Source organism: Ruania alkalisoli (genome assembly GCF_014960965.1).
GTDB lineage: Bacteria > Actinomycetota > Actinomycetes > Actinomycetales > Beutenbergiaceae > Ruania > Ruania alkalisoli.
The window spans coordinates 2,115,444-2,136,187 of the sequence record NZ_CP063169.1 but is presented as its reverse complement, the minus strand read 5'-3'; the positions used below and the strand labels follow the sequence as shown (position 1 = coordinate 2,136,187).

General features: G+C 67.2%; 22 protein-coding genes and 1 pseudogene. 11 read left to right on the top strand and 12 right to left on the bottom strand.

Translation table 11 applies throughout. The features are described from left to right. The first annotated feature begins 50 nt into the window (after positions 1-50). The gene (locus tag IM660_RS09420) at positions 51-935 is read left to right on the top strand and encodes an ABC transporter ATP-binding protein (protein WP_193499052.1); all 885 of its coding nucleotides are present in this window, start codon (positions 51-53) and stop codon (positions 933-935) included. Beyond that, a complete protein-coding gene (locus IM660_RS09415) occupies positions 932-2,128 on the top strand; it encodes an ABC transporter permease (RefSeq protein WP_193499051.1) in 1,197 nt (398 codons plus the stop codon). The genes IM660_RS09420 and IM660_RS09415 overlap by 4 nt, the downstream gene beginning before the upstream one ends. A 56-nt stretch (positions 2,129-2,184) precedes the next feature. Here IM660_RS09415 and IM660_RS09410 read toward each other — a convergent pair whose 3' ends face one another. Next, the gene (locus tag IM660_RS09410) at positions 2,185-2,979 is read right to left on the bottom strand and encodes a PT domain-containing protein (RefSeq protein ID WP_246465363.1); all 795 of its coding nucleotides are present in this window, start codon (positions 2,977-2,979) and stop codon (positions 2,185-2,187) included. A 315-nt stretch (positions 2,980-3,294) separates the two neighbouring features. Beyond that, positions 3,295-3,390 (bottom strand): annotated as a pseudogene (locus tag IM660_RS19930) (DUF2510 domain-containing protein); the annotation flags it as partial. A 159-nt stretch (positions 3,391-3,549) separates the two neighbouring features. Here IM660_RS19930 and gdhA point away from each other — a divergent pair. The 7 genes from gdhA to IM660_RS09375 all read left to right on the top strand — a co-directional run bounded on the left by gdhA (position 3,550) and on the right by IM660_RS09375 (position 11,231). Next, a complete protein-coding gene (gene gdhA / locus IM660_RS09405; protein WP_193499049.1) occupies positions 3,550-4,893 on the top strand; it encodes an NADP-specific glutamate dehydrogenase in 1,344 nt (447 codons plus the stop codon). A 1-nt stretch (position 4,894) separates the two neighbouring features. Further along, entirely contained in the window at positions 4,895-5,515 is a 621-nt protein-coding gene (locus IM660_RS09400) for an ASCH domain-containing protein (RefSeq protein WP_193499048.1), read from the top strand. Positions 5,516-5,748: 233 nt separating this feature from the next. Beyond that, positions 5,749-6,711: a carbohydrate ABC transporter permease gene (locus IM660_RS09395; RefSeq protein ID WP_193499047.1), complete on the top strand. Its 963-nt coding sequence runs from the start codon at positions 5,749-5,751 to the stop codon at positions 6,709-6,711. Continuing rightward, on the top strand, positions 6,708-7,661 hold the full coding sequence (locus IM660_RS09390) for a carbohydrate ABC transporter permease (protein WP_193499046.1): 954 nt from the start codon (positions 6,708-6,710) through the stop codon (positions 7,659-7,661). Before IM660_RS09395 ends, IM660_RS09390 begins: the two co-directional genes overlap by 4 nt. 121 nt (positions 7,662-7,782) lie before the next feature. Next, positions 7,783-9,165, top strand: a complete 1,383-nt coding sequence (locus tag IM660_RS09385; protein ID WP_193499045.1) for an extracellular solute-binding protein — start codon at positions 7,783-7,785, stop codon at positions 9,163-9,165. Positions 9,166-9,179: 14 nt separating this feature from the next. Next, complete coding sequence (locus IM660_RS09380; RefSeq protein WP_193499044.1) at positions 9,180-9,890, top strand: glycerophosphodiester phosphodiesterase; 711 nt, start codon at positions 9,180-9,182, stop codon at positions 9,888-9,890. A gap of 30 nt (positions 9,891-9,920) precedes the next feature. After that, positions 9,921-11,231 carry an alkaline phosphatase family protein gene (locus IM660_RS09375; RefSeq protein WP_193499043.1) on the top strand — a complete coding sequence of 437 codons (1,311 nt, stop codon included), beginning with the start codon at positions 9,921-9,923 and terminating at the stop codon, positions 11,229-11,231. An 11-nt stretch (positions 11,232-11,242) separates the two neighbouring features. On the opposite strand, the gene IM660_RS09370 is transcribed toward IM660_RS09375, so the two are convergent. The 3 genes from IM660_RS09370 to IM660_RS09360 are packed head-to-tail and all read right to left on the bottom strand — an operon-like array spanning position 11,243 to position 13,091. Then, entirely contained in the window at positions 11,243-11,962 is a 720-nt protein-coding gene (locus IM660_RS09370; protein WP_193499042.1) for a hypothetical protein, read from the bottom strand. Beyond that, positions 11,959-12,435, bottom strand: a complete 477-nt coding sequence (locus IM660_RS09365; RefSeq protein ID WP_193499041.1) for a hypothetical protein — start codon at positions 12,433-12,435, stop codon at positions 11,959-11,961. The genes IM660_RS09370 and IM660_RS09365 overlap by 4 nt, the downstream gene beginning before the upstream one ends. Further along, positions 12,432-13,091, bottom strand: coding sequence for a hypothetical protein (locus IM660_RS09360; RefSeq protein ID WP_193499040.1), 660 nt, complete (start codon positions 13,089-13,091; stop codon positions 12,432-12,434). Before IM660_RS09360 ends, IM660_RS09365 begins: the two co-directional genes overlap by 4 nt. 176 nt (positions 13,092-13,267) lie before the next feature. Between IM660_RS09360 and IM660_RS09355 the strand changes: the two genes are divergently transcribed. Next, a complete protein-coding gene (locus IM660_RS09355; RefSeq protein ID WP_193499039.1) occupies positions 13,268-14,710 on the top strand; it encodes a lipase maturation factor family protein in 1,443 nt (480 codons plus the stop codon). A 37-nt stretch (positions 14,711-14,747) separates the two neighbouring features. Here IM660_RS09355 and IM660_RS09350 read toward each other — a convergent pair whose 3' ends face one another. Together IM660_RS09350 and IM660_RS09345 are read right to left on the bottom strand one after the other, a co-directional pair. After that, positions 14,748-15,569 carry a DUF427 domain-containing protein gene (locus IM660_RS09350; protein ID WP_193499038.1) on the bottom strand — a complete coding sequence of 274 codons (822 nt, stop codon included), beginning with the start codon at positions 15,567-15,569 and terminating at the stop codon, positions 14,748-14,750. A gap of 117 nt (positions 15,570-15,686) precedes the next feature. Next, positions 15,687-16,271: a TetR/AcrR family transcriptional regulator gene (locus IM660_RS09345; RefSeq protein WP_193499037.1), complete on the bottom strand. Its 585-nt coding sequence runs from the start codon at positions 16,269-16,271 to the stop codon at positions 15,687-15,689. A gap of 134 nt (positions 16,272-16,405) precedes the next feature. Between IM660_RS09345 and IM660_RS09340 the strand changes: the two genes are divergently transcribed. After that, a complete protein-coding gene (locus tag IM660_RS09340; RefSeq protein ID WP_193499036.1) occupies positions 16,406-17,338 on the top strand; it encodes a Rossmann-fold NAD(P)-binding domain-containing protein in 933 nt (310 codons plus the stop codon). Positions 17,339-17,344: 6 nt separating this feature from the next. Here the strand turns inward: IM660_RS09340 and IM660_RS09335 are convergent, their stop codons facing one another. From IM660_RS09335 to IM660_RS09315, 5 genes are all read right to left on the bottom strand, one after another. Further along, on the bottom strand, positions 17,345-18,337 hold the full coding sequence (locus IM660_RS09335; protein ID WP_193499035.1) for an aldo/keto reductase: 993 nt from the start codon (positions 18,335-18,337) through the stop codon (positions 17,345-17,347). Positions 18,338-18,399: 62 nt separating this feature from the next. Next, on the bottom strand, positions 18,400-19,173 hold the full coding sequence (locus tag IM660_RS09330) for an ABC transporter permease (RefSeq protein ID WP_193499034.1): 774 nt from the start codon (positions 19,171-19,173) through the stop codon (positions 18,400-18,402). Beyond that, the gene (locus IM660_RS09325; protein ID WP_193499033.1) at positions 19,170-19,988 is read right to left on the bottom strand and encodes an ABC transporter ATP-binding protein; all 819 of its coding nucleotides are present in this window, start codon (positions 19,986-19,988) and stop codon (positions 19,170-19,172) included. Before IM660_RS09325 ends, IM660_RS09330 begins: the two co-directional genes overlap by 4 nt. Further along, positions 19,985-20,347, bottom strand: a complete 363-nt coding sequence (locus tag IM660_RS09320) for a DUF1048 domain-containing protein (protein ID WP_193499032.1) — start codon at positions 20,345-20,347, stop codon at positions 19,985-19,987. The genes IM660_RS09325 and IM660_RS09320 overlap by 4 nt, the downstream gene beginning before the upstream one ends. After that, positions 20,344-20,676, bottom strand: a complete 333-nt coding sequence (locus tag IM660_RS09315) for a PadR family transcriptional regulator (RefSeq protein WP_281389324.1) — start codon at positions 20,674-20,676, stop codon at positions 20,344-20,346. The genes IM660_RS09320 and IM660_RS09315 overlap by 4 nt, the downstream gene beginning before the upstream one ends. Between the last annotated feature and the right edge of the window lie 68 nt (positions 20,677-20,744).

Below are 20,744 nucleotides of genomic sequence, written 5' to 3'. Positions count from 1 at the left end.
CCCATGCTCCCTAGGCTGCGAGGAACGCCACCTCATGCGAAGGAGTACCGATGCCCGCAGCCTTGGAGGTCCGCGACCTCACCCGAAGATTCGGTGAGAAGGTCGCCGTCGACGGTGTCTCGTTCACTGTCGAGCCAGGCACGATGACAGGTTTTGTCGGCGCGAACGGCGCCGGCAAGACCTCGACCATGCGCATGATCATGGGCGTTCTCGCCCGCCATGCCGGTGAGGTGCTGTGGGACGACCGCCCCATCACCCGAGCAGACCGCGCTGCTTTCGGCTACATGCCTGAGGAGCGGGGCCTGTACCCCAAGCAGCAGATTCTGGACCAGCTGTGCTATCTCGGGCAGCTACGTGGGATGTCCCGCGGTGACGCAGCCCGGGAGGCTCAACGGCTACTCGACCGCTTCGAGCTCGCCGACCGTGGCAAGGACAAGCTGGAAGCGCTCTCGCTGGGCAATCAGCAACGCGTCCAGGTGGCTGCCGCGCTACTCCACGGCCCTACTGCGCTGATCCTGGACGAGCCGTTCTCCGGTCTCGACCCGGTGGCGGTGGACTCCATGGTCGATCTCCTCACCGACAAGCTCCGCGAGGGCGTTCCGGTCCTGTTCTCCAGCCACCAGCTGGACCTGGTCGATCGCCTGTGCGACTCGCTCGTGGTCCTCTCCGACGGAGCCGTGATGGCCTCTGGCACGGCCAGCGATCTCCGCAACCGCGGGCCGAGGCGCTATCGAATCACCACCACTCCAGACGCCGGCTGGCTACGGGAGGAGCCGGGCCTGACCGTGCTCGACGTCGACGGCGCTACCGCGATCGTGGAACCGCGAAGTGATCTCACCGCCGACCTCGTCACCCGAGCCGCCGCTCGAGGGCTGATGGAACTGACGCCCCTGGTGCCCACCCTGGCCGACATCTACCGCGAGGTGACCCGATGACTGCAACCAAGACCACCGCAGATCGGGTTCTGGTGCACGCACCCTGGCGCACGGTGACCGCTCGCGAGATCCTCGTCAAGGTCACCGATCGCAGTTTCCTGCTCTCGACCGTGCTGACCATGGCGTTGCTCATCGGCGCGGTCGCCATCTCCGCCTTCTTCTCCGCTCGCACCACCACCTACACGGTCGCGACCGTCACCGAGCAGGTGAGTACCGTCGCGGAGTCCGCGAGCTCCGCGGTGGAGGCGTCGGGCGACCAGCTGCAGGTGAGCACGCTGCAGACGGAGCAACAGGTGCGCGAGCAGGTCACCTCCGGTGAGGCGGACGCGGGCCTGATCCGCACCGGAGACGGATACGTGCTACTCGGTCCGGATGACGTGCCCGGGCCGCTGCAGGGCGCCATCGCAGCAGCGGTGCGTGATGCCGTCCTCGCGGAGAACGCCGCCGAGGCCGGTTCGACGCTCGCCGAACTGGAAGCAGGAAGCGAGGTGAGTATCGAGTTGCTCGACGAGAACGCCGGCCGCAGCGTCGCTGCCCAGATCCTCGGATTCGTCTTCGCATTCCTGTTCTACATGGCGGCTCTGATGTTTGGCATGACGATCGCGAACTCCGTGCTGGAGGAGAAGCAGAATCGGGTGGTGGAGATCCTGGCCACCGCGATCCCGGTCCGCCAGCTCCTCTACGGGAAGGTCCTCGGGAACTCCATTCTCGCCTTCGCCCAGATCGCGCTCTACGGGGTGGTGGGCCTCATCGCTGTGAACGCTGCCGGCCTGGCTGAGAACATCGGATGGATCGTGTCCGCCTCCGGATGGTTCATTGCGTTCTTCGCCGTCGGGTTCCTAGCGCTGGCAGCCGTGTGGGCCGTTCTCGGCGCGCTCGCCAGCCGGACCGAGGATCTCCAGTCCAGCACCGGTCCGATCGTGGTGGTGATCATGGCAGTGTTGTTCGTCGGACTGTTCGCCAGTGGGCCCCTGCTCAGCATCGCTAGCTTCGTCCCCATCATGTCCTCGGTGGCCATGCCGGTGCGACTCCTCGAGGGCGGCGTCGCGCTCTGGCAGCCCGCGGTGTCGCTGGGACTGACCGCGCTTGCCGCGTACCTGATGGTCCGCGGAGGTGAGCGGATCTATCAGCGCGCAGTGATGCAGGGAGGCACCGCACTCACCTGGCGCCAGGCACTGCGCCTCGAGGCCTGAACGGCTCACCTCCTGTGGTGCCCACGCGCCCTTCCAGCGCGTGGGCACCACAGGTACTACTCGACAGTGACCGAGACCGTGCCGCTGACGGCTTCGTCGTCATAGCCCCAGATGAGGACGATCGCGGCCCCATCCTCGGTGGACTCCACGCTCACGTAAGGATCGAGGTTCCCGCCGGTGTCGGGCGCATCGCTGTCCCGGTCGTCGTTCTCCTCATAGGCCCCGTCGACCAGACCGATGCCCGCGATGGCATCGCCGTCGGTGTCGTAGACATCGACGGTGAGCGTCTGACCAGCGCCGACGTCCAACTGTCCGGCCCACGTTCCGCCGTCGTCGACCGAGAACTCCTGCTCGCCGGCCTCAATCGCCGGTGCTGGCTCTCCCCCGGCGTGCAGCTCGAACGTGGTCCCGCTGTCGCGAAGATCGTTGACGACCACTTCATGCTCACCGGCGGCGAGCACCATCGTCAGGCTCGCGTCGTAGGAGTTCGAAGACTCGACCGTCCCGTCGTCGTCCCTCCAGCGCGTACCGTTCGCCGCCGTGACCTCGACCACGGGATCGACGTCTTCCTCCGAAAAGGTGTCCACCCAGTACACCCCGGGCTCGTCCACGACAAGGGTGAATGTGACTGTGCCCTCGTCCGGTACCCGCACATCGACGACGTCGCCGGAAACGATGGTGCCGCCGTCGCTTGCCGGGTTGTCGGTCGGCTCCTGTGTCGGCTGATCGGTCGGTTCTGCCGTGGGGCTGGGCTGTGTCGGAGCTCCGGTCGGCTCCGGATCGGCGGCCCCCAACCCGCTGATCAACCGCACAGCAAGCACGACCACCACGATGACGGCCAGCGCTGCCACGCCGAGCACGACGATGAGGGCCCCCTTCCCTCCATGTGAGGAGGGAGGCGGCGTCGGTGAACCGTAAGCCCCGGCACTTCCCGGAGCCGCTCCACCTGGGGTGGACCATCCTGCGCCAGCACCGTAGCCGGGAGACCCCGCTTGCTGGCCACTCCACTGCGGGCTCGTGCCAGGTGCCGCCACACCAGGCACATCCGTAGCTCCGTAGGGCGACGTGTACTCACCAGCGCCTGGTGCGGGCGCAGCACCATAAGCACCGGCCGGAGCACCATACGCTCCGCTCTGAGGGCTCACGGGACTGCCTGGGCTTGACTGCACAGGTGCGCGCTGCTCCGTCCAGGTCGCACCATCCCAGTACCGCATCTGTGTCTGGTCCTGTGGATCTGGATACCATCCAGCCGGCACCGACATCTCTACCCCCGTTCTGTGACGAGCTACAACGATTCGACGTTCATTCACGGGCGATCGTACCCTCGTCCTAGAACCGCTCCGGGTGGAGAACTCCCCACCGGAGCGTGGCCGCCACAGCGTCCGACGCTCGTGGCCACACCACCTGACGAGAGGCTCCCCATGCTCGACCCTTCCCTGCAGTCCGTACTGGACGACGTCATCGCGCGCAGCCAGCACGAGCCAGAGTTCCATCAGGCGGCACGGGAAGTCCTGGAGTCCATCGGTCCGGCGGTACGTCGGCACCCCGAGTACCTCGACGCCGCCATTCTCCCGCGGCTGTGCGAACCTGAGCGTCAGATCATCTTCCGGGTCCCCTGGACCGACGACCGCGGCCGCGTACATGTCAACCGCGGCTTCCGGGTGGAGTTCAGCTCGGCGCTCGGCCCGTACAAGGGCGGTCTTCGCTTCCACCCCAGCGTCAACCTGGGCATCGTGAAGTTCCTGGGCTTCGAGCAGATCTTCAAGAACGCACTGACCGGCCTCCCGATCGGCGGTGGCAAGGGAGGGTCCGATTTCGACCCGAAGGGACGCTCGGACGCCGAGGTGATGCGATTCTGCCAGTCGTTCATGACCGAGCTCGCGCGGCACATCGGTGAAAACACAGATGTGCCGGCCGGTGACATCGGCGTCGGTGGCCGGGAGATCGGCTACCTGTTCGGCCAGTACAAGCGGATGACGAACCGCTTCGAGGCCGGTGTACTCACTGGCAAGGGCCTGACGTGGGGCGGTTCCCAAGCACGCACCGAGGCAACTGGATACGGACTGGTGTTCTTCCTGCGTGAGATGCTGGACGCCGCAGGGACCGACCTCGACGGACGCCGGGTGGTGATCTCCGGTAGCGGTAACGTTGCCCTCCACGCGATCGAGAAGGTTCACGCCCTCGGCGGGACCGCGATCGCCTGCTCGGACTCCTCCGGCTACATCGTCGACCAGGACGGGATCGACCTGGACCTGCTGCGTGAGATCAAGGAGGTCCAGCGCGGTCGGATCCACGAGTATGCCGAGGCCCGGTCGGGCAGCGCCCGGTTCGTGGAGGACGGCACGATCTGGGACGTTCCGTGCGAGGTGGCCCTGCCGTGTGCCACCCAGAACGAGCTCGACGGGGCCGATGCGCGCCGTCTGATCCGAGCCGGCGTCATCGCGGTGGCCGAGGGTGCCAACATGCCGTGCACGCCGGAGGCGGTCGACGCCTTCGCTGACGCCGGGGTCGCATTTGGTCCCGGAAAGGCCGCCAACGCCGGCGGTGTGGCCACGAGCGCACTGGAGATGCAGCAGAACGCTGCGCGCGAGTCATGGTCGTTCGCCCATACCGAGACACGGCTCGACGAGATCATGCAGTCCATCCACCGCCGGTGCCTGGAGACGGCCGAGGAGTGCGAGCGCCCCGGCGACTACGTCATCGGGGCGAACGTGGCCGGATTCCGTCGTGTGGCAGATGCGATGCTGGACCTCGGCGTGGTGTGACGTGCTCATCTCCCGCGCCGTGGCTGAGGGGATCCGCACGGGCCGGATCCGCACCCAGTACCGCCGATGGGACGAGCCCCGGGTGCGGGTCGGCGGACAGCAGCTCACCCCGGCCGGGATCGTCGAGTTCACACGTGTCACGCGGGTCAATGACCTCGCGCGCCTGACGGACACGGCCGCACGTGCGGCGGGGATGCGGGACGCCGCCGCGTTGCGCCGCGCGCTGGCTCCTCGGGACCGGCCCCGAGGTGAGCGGGGCTCGCGCGGGGGCGCTCACGTCTACCGCGTGCACCTGCGATGGGTCGGCGAGGATCCCCGGATCGCGCTGCGAGAGCAGATCCCGGACGAGGCGGGCCTGGTCGAGATCGCACGGCGCCTCGCCCGTCTCGACGCTCGCCGCACAGGTGCGTGGACGCGAGAGATCCTCGAGTGGATCCGGGCGAATCCGCACGTGGTCTCGACCGTGCTTGCCGCGCAGCGCCAGGTAGAGGTGCTGCCGATGAAAGCGGACATCCGCAAGCTCAAGTCCCTCGGGCTCACGATCAGCCACGAGGTCGGTTACGAGATCTCTCCACGTGGGCGCGCCTACCTGGACTGGCTGGAAGCTGCCAACCGGCACTAGCCGGCACTCACCACCGACCGTTCACCTGTCGGATACCTGGCCCTGCATGAAGCTGAGTGATCACAGCGATCACGGTCACTCGTTCTCGCGTGGGCGCGTTCGCACGTTCGTCCAGCGCACGTCACCGTGTGCTTCGTATTCGCTCATCTTTGCTCGATTGACTGTGGTTGCACCTGGGACGGCTCGCGCCTGGCGCTCCGTCTCCACGCACTCCCACACACGAGACGAGTTCGATGACCACGCTCCTACAACCGGTGCGCCGACCCTCCCGGGCGCGCACCTCTGCCCCACCCCGTCGCAGTTCCCCGCAGCTGCGGCGGCGTCGCCTCACCGAAGCCGCGCTGTTCTGGGCACTGATCCTGCCCAATCTCCTCGCGATCGTGGTGTTCGGGTACTACCCGACCCTGTACAACTTCGTCCTCAGTTTCACCGACTGGGACTTCGTGCAGCCGGCGCCAGTGGTCGTGGGACTGGACAACTACATCGAATTGTTCCAATCCGGTTCGATGCTCATGGATGCCTTGCGCAATACCGCGATCTTCGTGCTGGTCGCGGTCGTGGGAACGCTGTTCGGTGGTATGGCGATCGGTGCCCTGCTGGCGCAACGTCTGCGGTTCTCGGGTCTGGTCCGTACCCTCGCTTTCGCACCCCACATGCTTCCCGGCGCGGCCGTGGGAGTGCTGTGGCTGTTCATGTTCGACCCCAACTACGGCCTGAGCCGCTGGCTGTTCTCGATGTTCGGGATGGAGTCGCCCCACTGGACGACCACCTCGGACTTCTCGCTGTGGTCGATCACGATCGCCTACGCATGGCAGCGCCTGGGCTTCGTGGCGATCATCTACTACACCGCCATCCTCGACCTGCCGAAGGACATCTACGAGGCCGCCGCCCTCGACGGCGCCCGCGGTTGGCCGCTCTTCCGCTACATCACGCTGCCGCTGCTGAGCCCGGTCACCTTCTTCCTCACGGTGACCGGCATCATCGCCGCCGCGCAGACCTTCGACATCATCGCCACCCTCACGATGGGCGGGCCCGGCACCTCGAGCACCACACTGCCGTGGATGATCTACGACCAGGCGTTCGTGGACTTCAACATCGGCACCTCGGCCGCGACTGCCACGGTGATGTTCGTGCTGCTGCTGGTGGTCACCCTCGTTCAGACCAAGTACGCGAGCAAACAGGTGCACTACTCATGAGCCTCACTCTCGACCGCAAGGACGACCCGGCGACGTCGGCGCGCACGAGTCCACCACACCAGCCGCCCCGATCCCGGGACCTGGGCTCCGGACATGGCGAACGCAAGGGCCGTCGTCAGGGCCCGCGACGCCCGCTCCCGGCCACGATGGCGTTGTACGTACTGATCGCAGCGACGTTCGCATTGTTCGCGATCCCGCTGTACTGGTTGTTCAGCTCCGCCCTCAAGCCCGAGCACGAGATCTACACGTACCCGCTCACCTGGATCCCGAGCACGCTGGAGTGGAGCAACTTCGCTCAGGCCTGGACCTCGGCTCCGTTCGGGGCCTTCCTGAGGAACTCGATCATCACCACGGTGGTGGGCACCGCCCTGGAGATCGGTGTGGCGCTGCTGTCGGCCTATGCCTTCGCGTTCGTCTACTTTCGCGGCAAGATGCTGATCTTCGCGCTGATGGTGGGTTCGCTGATGCTGCCGGGCCACATCACCCTCCTGGTCAACTACATCACGATCTCCAACCTGGGCTGGCTGAACACCTATCAGGGTCTGATCCTGCCGGGTATTGGCTCAGCGTTCGCCATGTTCCTCATCTATCAGCAGATGCGGCAGGTCCCGGAGGAGCTCGTGGACGCCGCCCGTGTGGACGGCGCGAGCCACATGCGTCGGATGCGTGCCGTGGTCATCCCGATCTGCCGCCCGATGATTCTGACCGCAACCCTCATCGTGCTGATCACCAAGTGGAACGACTTCGTCTGGCCGCTGATCGTCACCTCCACCTCCGATATGCGGACCCTGCCGATCGGCCTGATGTTCCTGCGTAGTCAGGAAGGCTACGACGCCTGGGGGCCGGTGATGGCCGGGACCGTCATCGTCGCCGCACCGATGCTCATCGTCTTCTTCCTCGCCCAGCGCCGCATCATCGGCGGGATCACTGCCGGAGCCCTGAAGGGCTGAACCTCCGACCGACGGCGTCCCTCACCCCTCCCAGGGGGCGCCGCCTTTGCGCTCGTGCCCACGAGCAGCAAGTCCGTGCGCCGAGGTCTCGGCGTCACTCGTCCCACCGAAGGAGCATTTCGTGCACAACCTGACACTCTCCCGCCGCCACCTGCTCTCCGCCCTGGGCCTGGGCACCGGTGCTGCCGCGCTCGCCGCCTGCACCGGTCCGGTCTCGGCCTCGGACGGCGGATCGGAGTCCGCGAGCAACCTGCGCAGCGACTTCAGCCAGGCAGCGCTCGGTGAGATCCCCTCCGAGTACTCCGGCCGCACCAACATCCTCTTCTGGGCCCCCTGGACCGGTGGACTGTTCGATGCGATGACCGAGCAGTTCGCGATGTTCAACGAGTCCCAGAGCGACATCTACGCTGCCATCGAGTCCGTCGGCGGTTACGCCGACCTCAACACCGCCTTCACCGCGGCGCTACAGGCCAAGGCCGTACCGGACATGGTCTGCTTCCCGGAGATGCAGTGGCTGCAGTTCTATTTCGCCGGTGCGCTCGCCCCGCTCGACCCGCACTTCGACGACCAGTGGAACCTGGACATCTACCTCCAGAACTTCATCGGCGAGAGCAAGGCGGGCGAGGAGACCTTCGTGGTGCCGTTCGCTCGCTCGACGCCGTTGTTCTACTACAACAAGTCGCTGTTCAACGACTTGGGTCTGCCTGTCGACACCCAGTACACCTGGTCCCAGCTGCGCGAGTTCGGATCTGAGATCGCCTCCGTCTCCAACGCTGGCCAGCCGATCAAGACCTTTGCCTACTCCGCCGGTGATGCCTGGTTCGCCAACTCCTGGCTGTGGGCCTTCGACGGTGTCTGGTCCGAGGGCTTCGACGTGATGCCCGACGAAGGCAAGGTGCGTGAGCTGATGACCTTCGCGAACGAGTGGGTGCACGTGGATGGCAACGCCTACATGGCGCAGGCCTCGCACACAGATTTCCAGACCGGTGTGGTGGCCGCCGTGCACGGGTCCACGGCATCGATGCGCGGCCTGACCGAGGCGGTCGACTTCGAACTGGGTGCTGCCTTCATGCCCGGCGAGGTGAACCAGCCGCCCACCGTTCCCACGGGTGGTTCGGGATTCTCGATGGTGCGCACGGAGTCGCAGGAGCGTCAGGACGCGACCGCCGAACTGCTCCGATTCCTCGCACGCCCAGAGATGTCCGGCAAGTGGCACATCGACTCCGGCTACGTCCCGATCGTCCAGGCCGCTCAAGACGAACCGGAGGTCGTCGAGCTGCACGCGACCGATCCGAACTTCACGGTCGCGATCCAGCAGCTGGAGAACGCGCAGACTGTAGCACCGGTCAACTGGTTCAACTCCGGCACCGCCTCCCTCAGCGAGGCATTCGCCCGGGTGACCGGTGACAACGGTGACGTCCAGGAGTCGATCGACACGCTCCGGGGCGAGTACGAGTCCCTGCTCGAGGACAACCGCGATGACCTTGAGGCCCTGGGCGTGTGATGACAACGCCTGTCATGTCCCAGCCGGGGTATCCAGGCATCGTCGGGCACCGCGGCGCGGCGGCGGTGAGCGCGGAGAACACGCTCACCGCCTTCGCCCGCGGCGAGGCGGACGGTGCCGACGCGATCGAGCTCGACGTTCACCTCACTGCAAACGGTGAGTTGGCGGTGATCCATGACGCCACCGTGGATCGGACAGCCGTTGCGGGCCGCACCACCGGAGCGGTCAGCGCGCTCACCTGGGCACAGCTGCAGGACGTCGAACTCGCCGACGGCGAACGCATCCCCTCGCTCGCTCAGGCACTAGCGGCGATCGGGGTGGAGATCCACGTCGAGATCAAGGCACCTGCCGCCGCTGTGCCGGCCACTGAACTCGTGCGTGCAGCGGGCCTGTTCGACCGGGTAGTCATGACCAGTTTCGACATCGACGCGCTCCGTGACGTGCGCGCGGTCGCTCCGGACGTGAGGGTCGGCGTCATCTCGGCTGCTCCGACACCGCAGGCGCGCGACGCCGTACGCGAACTCGGCGCCGCCTCGCTCGCCCTGCAGGTACGTCAACTCGACGACCGGATGGTCGAGGAGGTCCACACCGAGGGAGCGCTGGTATGCGGCTGGCCGGTGCTCACCTCCGACGATCTACGCGCCGCGCTCGCTGCTGGCGTCGACCTCGTCACCGCCGACGACCCGGCCTGGTGCCGCGCCGCGCTCGCCGCCCTTCGCCACTGACCGACCGCCCGCCAGAAGAAGGATCCGACCGTGCCCAACAAGCTACTCGTCGTCTCCGTCGACGCCATGCACACCGACGACATCCCCTTCGCTCGCACCCTGCCCGCCTTCTCACGCATTCTCGAGCGGGCCGCCGTCGCGGAGATCGAGGGCATCTACCCATCGGTGACCTATCCCAACCACACCGCCCAGCTGACCGGCTGCCCACCGGCCCGCAGTGGAGTCTTCAACAACCTGCAGTTCCAGCCCGGGCAGGGCGATGCCTCCGAGTGGTTCTGGGACGCTGCGATGATCCGCGTGCCCACCATCCTGGAGGCGGCACAGCAGGCGGGGCTGAGCACCGCTGCGGTGCAGTGGCCTGTCACCGGGAACGCCCGCGGAGTCGACCACCTGGTTCCGGAGATCGCCTGCCCGCAGGTGTTCGACGGGCTAGAGGACCAGTACCTGCGCACGACCGACGCGCACTCGTACGAGAGGTATATCCTCCCGAACCTGTCACTGATCCACACCGATAAGCGCAAGGGCAAGTACTTCGACTTCGTCAACCATGTCTCGGCCGAGGTACTGCGTGCCGAACGGCCGGATGTGATGTTCGTGCACCTGGTAGAGGTCGACACGGCCCGGCACGCTGGCGGCTCCTACGGTCCGCATGTGGAGGAGGCGCTGCGCCAGGTGGACGCGACCCTCGGTGCCTATCTGGACGTTCTCGAGGCCACCGGGGATCTGCAGTCGACCAACATCGTCCTGGTCTCCGACCATGGCCATGTGGACGTTGAACAGCACACCAATCTCAACACACTGTTCGTCGAGCGGGGCTTCATCCGCCTCGATGCCGAAGGGAACTTGGCCGACTGGGATGTGTTCTGTCTCGGGGCGGGCTTGTCGGGCCAGCTTTTCCTCGCCGACGCACTACCCGTGGAACGCCGTCGGGACATCGAAGCGCTGTTGGTCGAGATCGAGTCGGAGCCGCAGTACCGGATCGAGAAGATCTGGACGGCGCAGGAGAGCCTGCGTGACTACGGTCTGGACGGCCCGTTCGAGTGGGTGGTCGAGTCCGAGCCCGGTGTGATCGTGGGCATGCTGTGGGATCGGCGCACGGTCGTGCGCGCTGGGGACGAGGACTTCCCGGCGCTCAAGGGCAGCCATGGCCACGCACCGCGCCACGGGGGCCAGCCGGTGTTCATCGGCTCGGGCCCCGCCTTCACGCCCGGTGCAGACGCCGGGAGGCGCAACATGCTGGACGAAGCGGCTACCTTCGCGCACCTGCTCGGGCTGGAGCTGCCCGACTGCGAAGGCGAGGTCGTCACCGAGATGCTCGTACCCGTCGCGGCGCCCGCCTGATCACCTGACCGTCAGGCACCACGGTCGGCCAGCTGCTGGTGCGATTCCACCCAGAGCTGGTCGACCATGGACTTGTCCTCGTCAGTGAACACGGGCGTGCACCGAGCCACGACGTCATTCATGATCTCCAGGCAGCGGGGCCGATCCCCTGCCTCGGCGTACATCGAGGCCAGGATCATCCCGTTCAGGCCTGCCTCCCGTGACCAGCCGTTCTCCCGCAGGTCCTGTTCCACCACTCGCTGCTGCTCGGCGATCGCGTCGGGCAACCGCCCGCGCTCCCACAACCGGTGGGCTCGTGCCAGCCGAGCGTCATAGCGGGCATCAGGGTCGATCCGGAGCATGGCCGATCCGGCCAGCACGAGCAGACCACCGGCACCGGTGACCCATACGCCCACACCCACGCCTACGCCGTCGGGAATGCTGGAGGCCGAGGCGATCGGCCAGAGCAAGCCCACCGTGCCGCTCACCGCGAGCAGCAGCCGAGCGCGTGACCCACGACGCCAGGCGAACAGCCCGGTCACGAGAAGCGAGAGGCACGCGAGGACGACGGTGACCCACGCGTCACCACCAGCGAGACCCTGTCTCAGGCCGAGCGCGTCCACCCCGTCAGCCGTGTGCCGACCGAAGACGGCGCCCTCGGCGTCGACCCACGGCAGGAGCGACCCGGCCCCGAGCAACACACTCCCCGCAGCCGCAATCAGCACCGCCGGCGTGCGGATCAGCGCGCTCACCAGATCCTCGCCACCGACGCGGTGGTGGTCACCTGCGTGGTCCACAGCAGCAACGGCACCATGATCACCGCGAGCGCGACCAGCGGGTAGGAGAGGATCCGTGCCCGGGTATCGCGCAGGAGTCCGGCGAGCACCACCAGTCCGCCCGGAAGCATCAGCATGAGGATTCCCGTCCCGACCAGGTAGCGCAGCACACCCTCATCCGGTGCGGGAAAAAGCGGCGCCAACCAGGAGTCGGTACCCAGCCACTCGACGCCGTTGACAAGTCCGGCCGCGAGCTGTGAAACGACCCACAACGGCAGCGCCAGGAGCAGCGGCCAGATCGGGAAGGGTGTGCTCGCGGCGCGCGGTGCGGAGTCCTGACGCGCCAGGGACTCGTTGATCGACTTGTTGTGCAGGTAGTCGAATGCGCCAGCGTCACCGCGCTGGGAGAGCTTCTTGACCTCGCTGTCGTCCATGAAGTCATAACTCATGCTGACCTCCCGTGTCCCAGTACAGGGCGGAGCAGGCGGCGTGCAGCCCGCCGCCTCCCTGACCGGATGATCAGCGCCCAGACCAGCATGGCCGCCGCGCCACCGATCGCCGCCAGCAGCACCAGCACCGGCGGCGCATCGGGCGCAAGGCCGGCGGAGAAGCCCGCGATCGCGCTCTCCGGGGGATCGGCGGCAGTGGCCACACTCAGGCGGTACTCCCCTGGCGTCAGTTCGACATCGGCGATCCCATGGCCGATCAGGTCCGTCTCCGCGTCGAGCCGGTACGTGCCACCCGTCGGCCGCTGTAGCGCGATGGTCTCGGCCCCGTCACCCGGCACGATCTCGACGCCGAACCCACCGTCGCCGGCCAGCGCCTGCGCGAGTGCGTCGGACTGCTCGACGCCGGCGTAAGTGTCGAGGTAGACCGACCACTCACCGGACTCGGCGACATTGAGTGTCAGAGCCTCAGTGGTGGAACGCTGCAAGTCGGCAGCGGCAGCATCACGGCCTGCCTGCACCTCGTAGGCCCACCCGAACACGGCCACGAGGATCAGGACGTATCCCGCGAATGGCCCCAGATATGCCCGGCGCCGTGGACCGGTCCGGGTGCGCCACCCACGTGGGAGCGGCTGAGGCGCCGCACTGGGATCGGCCATCGGCGTCCTCCCTCGGTCGGTGGCGCGCACCGGGACGTGCAGCACCGTCGCAAGGAACATAGCGACGCGCTGATCACCAGTGCAACACCCTGTCTTGTGCGTGCGCGAGCGCAGAGAGAGCGGCAGACTGGCCACGAGACGGCGAGCGGGATGGGCGTGTACCCGGGGAGGTGCTGGTGGAGTGGTTCGCAGCCGGCAACTATGACGCGGCACGCTTCGTGCTGCAGCGCGGGATCGCCGCCCTGTACTTGATCGCGTTCGTCGCGGTGCTGCGTCAGTTCGTTCCGCTGCTCGGCTCGTATGGGCTGCTGCCGGTACCGGACTTCCTGGAGCGTGCCGGCTCACGTGCGGGGCCCACCCTGTTCCGGTGGCGCTATAGCGACCGGATGGTGGTGGCGACGGCGTGGGCCGGGATCGCGGGCTCTTTCGCCCTGGTCGTGGGCCTGCCGCAGCAGGGGCCACCATGGGTCCCGCTGGTGACGTTCGCTCTGCTCTACCTGTTGTACCTGTCGGTAGTGAACGTGGGGCAGGTGTTCTACGGGTTCGGGTGGGAGTCGCTGCTGCTGGAGGCCGGCTTCCTGGCAGCGTTCCTGGGGTCGAACGACGTCGCTCCCCCGCTCCTGGTGCTGCTCGCCTTCCGATGGTTGCTGTTCCGGGTGGAGTTCGGCGCCGGGATGATCAAGATGCGAGGCGACCGTGCGTGGCGGGATCTGACCGCGCTGTACTACCACCACGAGACCCAGCCCATGCCGGGGCCGTTGAGCTGGTTCTTCCATCATCTGCCCCGCCCATTCCACCGAGCAGAAGTAGCAGCCAACCACGCAGTGCAGCTGGTGGTGCCGTTCGCACTGTTCCTCCCGCAGCCGATCGCGTCGATCGCGGCCGGACTGATGATCCTCACCCAACTTTGGCTCGTGGCCTCCGGCAACTTCGCATGGTTGAACTGGCTCACCATCGTGCTGGCGTTCTCGGCGGTCGGGGACGACCAGCTTGTCGCGCTCGTACCCGCACTGGGACCGGTCCTGGACGACGGCTCACAGGCGACCGGGGACCTGTGGTGGGTGATTCTCGTGGGGGTGATGGCCGCCGTCACCGTGGTGCTGGCCGTGAGGCCGGCGCTCAATCTGATGTCGGCGAACCAGGCCATGAACGCCTCCTACAACCGCTGGCACCTGGGTGGTGCCTACGGCGCGTTCGGGTCGATCACGCGCCGACGCGAGGAGGTCGTGGTGGAGGGAACGAGCGACCCTGATGGACGAACCGGATGGCAGGAGTACGTCTTTCGCGGCAAGCCTGGCCCCGTGGATCGCTGGCTGCGGCAGGTGGCGCCCTACCACCTGCGCCTGGATTGGGGAATGTGGTTCCTCGCACTCGGCTCCGGCGCGCAGCACCGGTGGTTCACGGTGTTGCTCCGGCGACTGCTCGAGGCCGACCCGCGGACGCTGCGACTGCTCGCCCTCGACCCGTTCGAGGGGCGGCGGCCATGCTGGGTCCGCGCTCGGGTGTTCCGGTACCGGTACAGCACCTGGCACGAGTGGCGGGCCAGTGGCCACTGGTGGGTGCGCACTGTGAGCGGCGACCTGGCCGCGCCGCTCACCCTCACAGCAACCGGCGAGTGAGCGCGGTCATGGGCGCGATCGCGGGCGTAGCGGGGCGTCAGGTCCCGGTGGGTGACGTGGACCACTGGGTCTGCGGGCGCGGCCGCTCGATGCCGTCGACGCTCACGTCGCAGCGCTCGGAGAAGAAGCAGACCATGTCCTTGACCGGCACCGCGTCCTGCAGCGGGTGGGGGTAGGTCCAGGCGATCGCGGCGCCGGCCTCGCCGCTCGGCTCGTGACTGAGGTAGGACGCTTCGCCCTTGTAGGCGCAGGTGGTGCGAGTGTCGCTAGGAGTGAGCAGGTCGAGCCGGACGTCCTCGCGCGGGAGGTACCACCGTTGTGGCAGATAGGTCTCGAGTAGGAGCACGGGCCGAGTGGAGTCGGCCAGCGTAACGCCGTCGAGGGCGATCCGGATGTGGCGCGATGACTGCAAGGTGTCAATCCGCTTGAACGGATCGTGTGGGTGCCCGAAGACCTCCTGGTCCTCCTCGTGCCAGGTGAAGGGCGGGAAGTCGAGCACGACGCGCTCGGCAAGGTCGGGGTCGTCCGGCTGATACGCCGCGCCCGGCACCGGGCGCCCATCGACGACGATGGTCACCTCGGTGCCAGGCAGCGTGTACATCGCGAGGTCCGGCGGTACTACCGGCGGTAGTTGCGCCATATCGGGCGCAATGTGTCCGCCCGCCTCAAGCGGTACGGCGAAGTCGCGCGCAGGCAACGCATACCGCGGCACGACCCGCCGCGGCTCCCACACCAGCCAGGCGCTATCGGTGTCGGCCACCGGCTGCGCATCTAGACTCACGCGGACCCGTTGTGGCCGCGGCTCGTAGCGCGTCTCGTCGCTGATCGGTGGGGCGAACTCGGAGAATCGAACGGCCATGAATCGATGGTGCCACTGACCCGCGCAGTTCGCCCCGCGGTATGCCTGGCCCGGCCAGGTGCCAGCACTGCTGGTGGGTGCCTCAGGAACGAGGCGTCCTGGTCACCCCGATCGACCTCAGCCAGGCGCGCTTGCACTGAGTGTCGCGAGGCGCCTCGCCTGGGCGACGATCGTTGCTCGCCGGCTCGCGTCGCCGGGGTGAGCGTCCAGCACTACGGCGGTCAGCCCGGAGAGTGTCCACCAGCCGGTCACCAAGGTCAGCACCGACAGCAGCACGTCCGACCCGTGTTCAGCATCAGTACCGTGGAGCGCCGCATCGATCGCGGCAGCTCGGTCCTGGCAGAGCGCGGCGCGGCGTCCCCTAGTGACAGGTTCGCCCAGTTCCAGGCTTTCCCACGCGAGCAGGCGGGCCATCAGCGGGTGGGCCTGGTAGTAGTCGAACAGCCTGCCAGCGAAGTCACCCACGGCATCCGGCCCTGTCCCACGCACGGGCACGTCCTCGAGCAGGCTGTCGAGCTGGTCGGAGAGAACCGCCGCGAAGAAGCCGCGTTTGTCTCCGAAGTAGGAGTAGACGCGCTCCTTGTTGACACCGGCATCGCGACCGATGGTCTCCATCCGGGCGCCCGCGAAGCCGTGTGCCGCGAACTGTCGTGCCCCGGCGTCGAGAAGTTTGCGCTGAGTTGCCTCGGTATCCCATGCCATGGCCTCTAGCCTACCCATCTCCAAACGTATGTTTGCTAAAAATCCTCGGCAAGCCATAGAGTCACTACCAAACACCTGTTTGGACTCTGGAGGTCGTCGATGTCTCAGCTGTACACGTGCCGCGCGGTCGCCCGATGAGGGCACTGGTCCTGGGGGCCCGCGGCGCGACCGGAGGCGTCGTGGCCAAGGAACTGCGGCGACGCGGCCACCACGTGACCCCTGCCGGGCGAACATCACCACCTGACGGCGTGGCGATTGACCTCACCACCGAGGACGGGTGGCGAACCCTTCGCCGGATCTGCGCTGAGCACGACGTCGTGGTCAACGCCTCGGGGATCGAGGATCCCGCGCTCGTCGGAGCCGTCGGAACCACCGCCCTCGCCGACCTCTCGGCGTCGGGCGCATACCTCGCCCAGCTCGCCGATACCGCCCCGCCGGAAGCGACAGTGGTGCGTGGCGTCGGTCTCGTCCCCGGCCTGAGCACAGTCCTCGTGGCGGCGCTCCAGCCGTCCCCCGCAGGCGCGGTCGATGTCGCGATCGTCTTGGGTGCCGGTGAGCAGCATGGCGCGGCGGCCGTGGAGTGGACGGTGGGCCTCGCGGGCAGCGCGATCCACGCACCACCCGAACGCGTGCATGTGCGCAACCTCCGTGAACGTCGGCGATTCAGCGCGCACGGCGCTGTACGCACCTATCTCCGGGCCGACTTCGGCGATCAGGTCCTCGTTCCGCCCGAGCGAGCCGCCGTCCGCGAGTATCTGGCGCTGGACTCGCGTGCCGCGACGGTGTTCCTCGCTCTCGTAGGCCGCTTCCCGGGGCTGCGAAGGCTACTGCGGCACGCACCCCACCTGGGCACAGACTCGTGGAGCGTGGCGGTATTCGATCGCGCCTCGGGCCGGGTGCTGTCTGCGCGAGGGGCCGGTCAATCCCGGGCCACCGGCGTACTGGCGGCGCGCGCGGCGGAGCAGGTCGTACTCTCGAACGCTCAGGGGGTGTTGACGATGGCGGACGTCGTGACCCTCACCGATCTGGGAACAGTCCCCGGCATCGAGCTGGCCGAGCTGCCGTGAGGGTCCTCACCAGTGGGGATGGACCGCCGCCCGGATCCGGCGGTCGTAGACGTCCTGCACTGCCGCATCGAATGCGTCGATGTCGAATCCACCCTCGATGAGGGTGTCGGCCTGCGCGTTCGAGGTGGCCTGAGCGATGTTGCGCGCCCCCGGGATCACGCTCGTGACGCCCGGGCGAGTGGCGATCCAGGCAAGGGTCGCGGCCGGAAGCAGGACGCCGTCAGGGAGGGCGCTGGCGAGCTCCTGAGCAGCGGCCAGGCCTTGGCCGAAGTCGACGCCGGAGAAGGTCTCGCCCTTGTCGAAGGCTTCCCCGTTCCGGTTGAAGCTGCGATGGTCGTCCTCGGCGAACGTGGTGTCCGCGGTGTACGTGCCGGAGAGCAGTCCGGACGCGAGCGGGACTCGTGCGAAGACCGCGACGCCGGCGGCCGCTGCCGCGGGCAGCACCTCCTCGAGCGGCTTGAGCCGGAACGGGTTGAGGATGATCTGCACGTTGGTCACGTTCGGGCGGGCGATCGCGTCGAGGGCCTGCTGGCAGGTCTCCACCGACACGCCGTACGCGGCGATCGATCCCTCAGCAACCAGTGCGTCGAGGGCATCGTAGGTGGCGTCGGCCTCGATCACCGGCGACGGCGGGCAGTGCAGCTGCACCAGGTCGAGCGTGTCGACACCGAGATTGGCGCGGGAACGCTCGGTCCAGGTGCGGAAGTTCTCCGGGATGTAGTTCTCCGGGACCTGCTCACCGCGCCGACCCATCTTGGTGGCGACCGTGATGCCATGACCGGGGCGCTCGGCGAGGAACCGGCCGATGATCTCCTCACTGCGGCCGTCGCCGTACACATCGGCCGTGTCGAAGAGGTTCACCCCCGCATCGGCCGAGACAGACAGCACGGCCCGCGCATCGGCCTCACTGACCTCGCCCCAGTTGCCACCGAGCTGCCAGGTGCCGAGACCGATCGCCGAGATCTCGCGGCCGGACCGGCCGAGTGGACGGTGCTGCATCATTCCTCCGGGAGTTCGAGGCACGGCGTGATACCCCACAGCCTCGCACAGGTCCCGCTCACTCAGGCGAGCCGTCGACGATAGATGAGGTTCGCCGTCACGAACGCCACCAGCAGGATGGCGACCGTCCACCCGAGGGCGACCCAGATCTGGGACCCGACAGCCTGCTCAGTGAACAGGGCACGGATCGTATCCACGATCGCCGTCACCGGCTGATGCTCGGCGAACCACCGCAAAGGTCCGGGCATACTCTCGGTCGGAACGAACGCCGAGCTGAGGAAGGGCAGGAAGATCAGCGGGTAGGAGAACGCGCTCGCTCCGTCCACCGAACTCGCCGTGAGTCCCGGGATCACCGCCACCCAGGTGAGCGCCAGCGTGAACAAGACGAGGATTCCGGCCACTGCGAGCCAGGCGAGCGCGCCCGCACCGGTTCGAAAGCCCAGCAGGAACGCCACCCCCACCACGATCGCGAGGGAGACCACGTTCGCGACGACGGACGTCAGCACGTGGGCCCACGGCACCGCGGACCGGCCGATGGGCATCGAGCTGAACCGTTCGACGATCCCGCCCTTGACGTCCAGGAACAGCCGGTAGGCGGTGTAGGAGATCCCGGACGCGATCGTGATGAGCAGGATTCCGGGGAGCAGATAGTTCACGTAGGACCCGGCACCCGCCCCCTGGCCGGTGTCGATGGCCCCGCCGAAGACGTAGACGAACAACAGCATGAAGGCGATCGGCATCAGCGCGGTGGTGATGATCGTGTCGGGGCTACGCAGGACGTGACGTAACGAGCGTCCAGTGAGGGTGAGCGTGTCACTGACGGCGTGGCTGGTCATCGTGGTTCCTTCTGGTCAGTCTGGTCAGTGTCAGTCTGGTACGCGCGGCCGATCACGGCGAGGAAGACGTCTTCGAGCGAGGGCTGCTTCTCGACGTACTCCACCTCGGCCGGGGGTAGGAGGTTCTTGAGCTCGGCGAGCGTGCCGTCGACGATGATCCGCCCCTCGTGCAGGATCGCGATTCGGTCGGCGAGCTGCTCGGCCTCCTCCAGATACTGCGTGGTGAGCAGCACCGTGGTTCCGCCCGCGGCGAGTTTCCTGACGGCGTCCCACACCTCCCGGCGCCCCTGGGGGTCCAGGCCGGTGGTCGGTTCGTCGAGGACGATGACCTCGGGGTCGCCGACCAGGCTCATCGCGATGTCCAGTCGTCGGCGCATCCCACCGGAGTAGGTGGCCACGCGGCGTGCGCCTGCCTCGGTGAGCGAGAAGCGGGCGAGCAGGTCGTCGGCAATCTCGCGGGGGTTGGGCAGGTGGCGCAGACGGGAGATCAGGGCGAGGTTCTCCCGGCCGGTGAGGATCTCGTCGACTGCTGCGAACTGCCCGGTGAGGCTGATCCGCTCACGAACCGTCGCAGCGTCGGTGGTGACGTCGGCTCCGGCGACCGTGGCGGTTCCGCCGTCCGCCCGCAGGAGGGTGGCGAGGATCTTCACGGTGGTGGTCTTGCCGGCTCCGTTGGATCCGAGCAGGGCGACGATACTTCCCCGGGCTACATTCAGGTCCACACCGCGCAGCACCTGCAGGTCCCCATAGGACTTGCGTAGGCCCTGGATACCGATGGCGGGATCGGCGGCGAGTTCTCGGGCGAGCGCGCTCATGAGGTCTCCCCCGCTGCCTTGCGGATCGACTCCTGGAGGCGGCGGCGCTCCTTGGCGATCCAGTGATCCTGGGAGTAATTGGCCAGGAATGTCTCGGCGAACTCGACCGGGTCCTCCCCTACGATCTGCCGGATCGGCGTTCCGTCGGCGGCGTGCTCCTCGAACAGATCGATCAGGTTGTCCAGCATCGTCATCATGGTGTTGCCGTTGGTGATGCCCGAGAAGTACATGGCGTACCGTTCGACAGCGCTGCATGTAGCGCGATAGGGCTCCGGCAACTCCTTCACACGCGCCTTGTACTGCCGCCAGCGGCGCTTGTCTCCCAGGTCGCCGACGACTTTCTCAATGATCTTGTTCATCGTGTCTCTCCTTCGCGGAGCCGCTCCAGCCTCTCGACCAGGAAGCTCCAAGTGGTCCAGAACTCTTCCAGGTGTGCACTGCCCCGGGTATTGAGGGAGTACACCTTGCGCGGGGGCCCCTTCTCGGAAGGCGCCTTCTCCACGTCGACCAAGCCCTTCTGCTCAAGTCGCACGAGCAGCGCGTAGACAGTGCCTTCGACGATCTCGGCAAAGCCCTGATCTCGCAGACGGGCGGTGATCTCGTAGCCATAGGCGGGGCTCTCGGCAAGGAGTGCGAGCACGATGCCGTCCAACGTGCCCTTGAGCATCTCGGTGATCTGCTTGCCCACGAATGACCTCACTACTCGGCGTCACTGACTACTGGTAGAAAGTAACACTAAGTACCAGTAGATAGCAA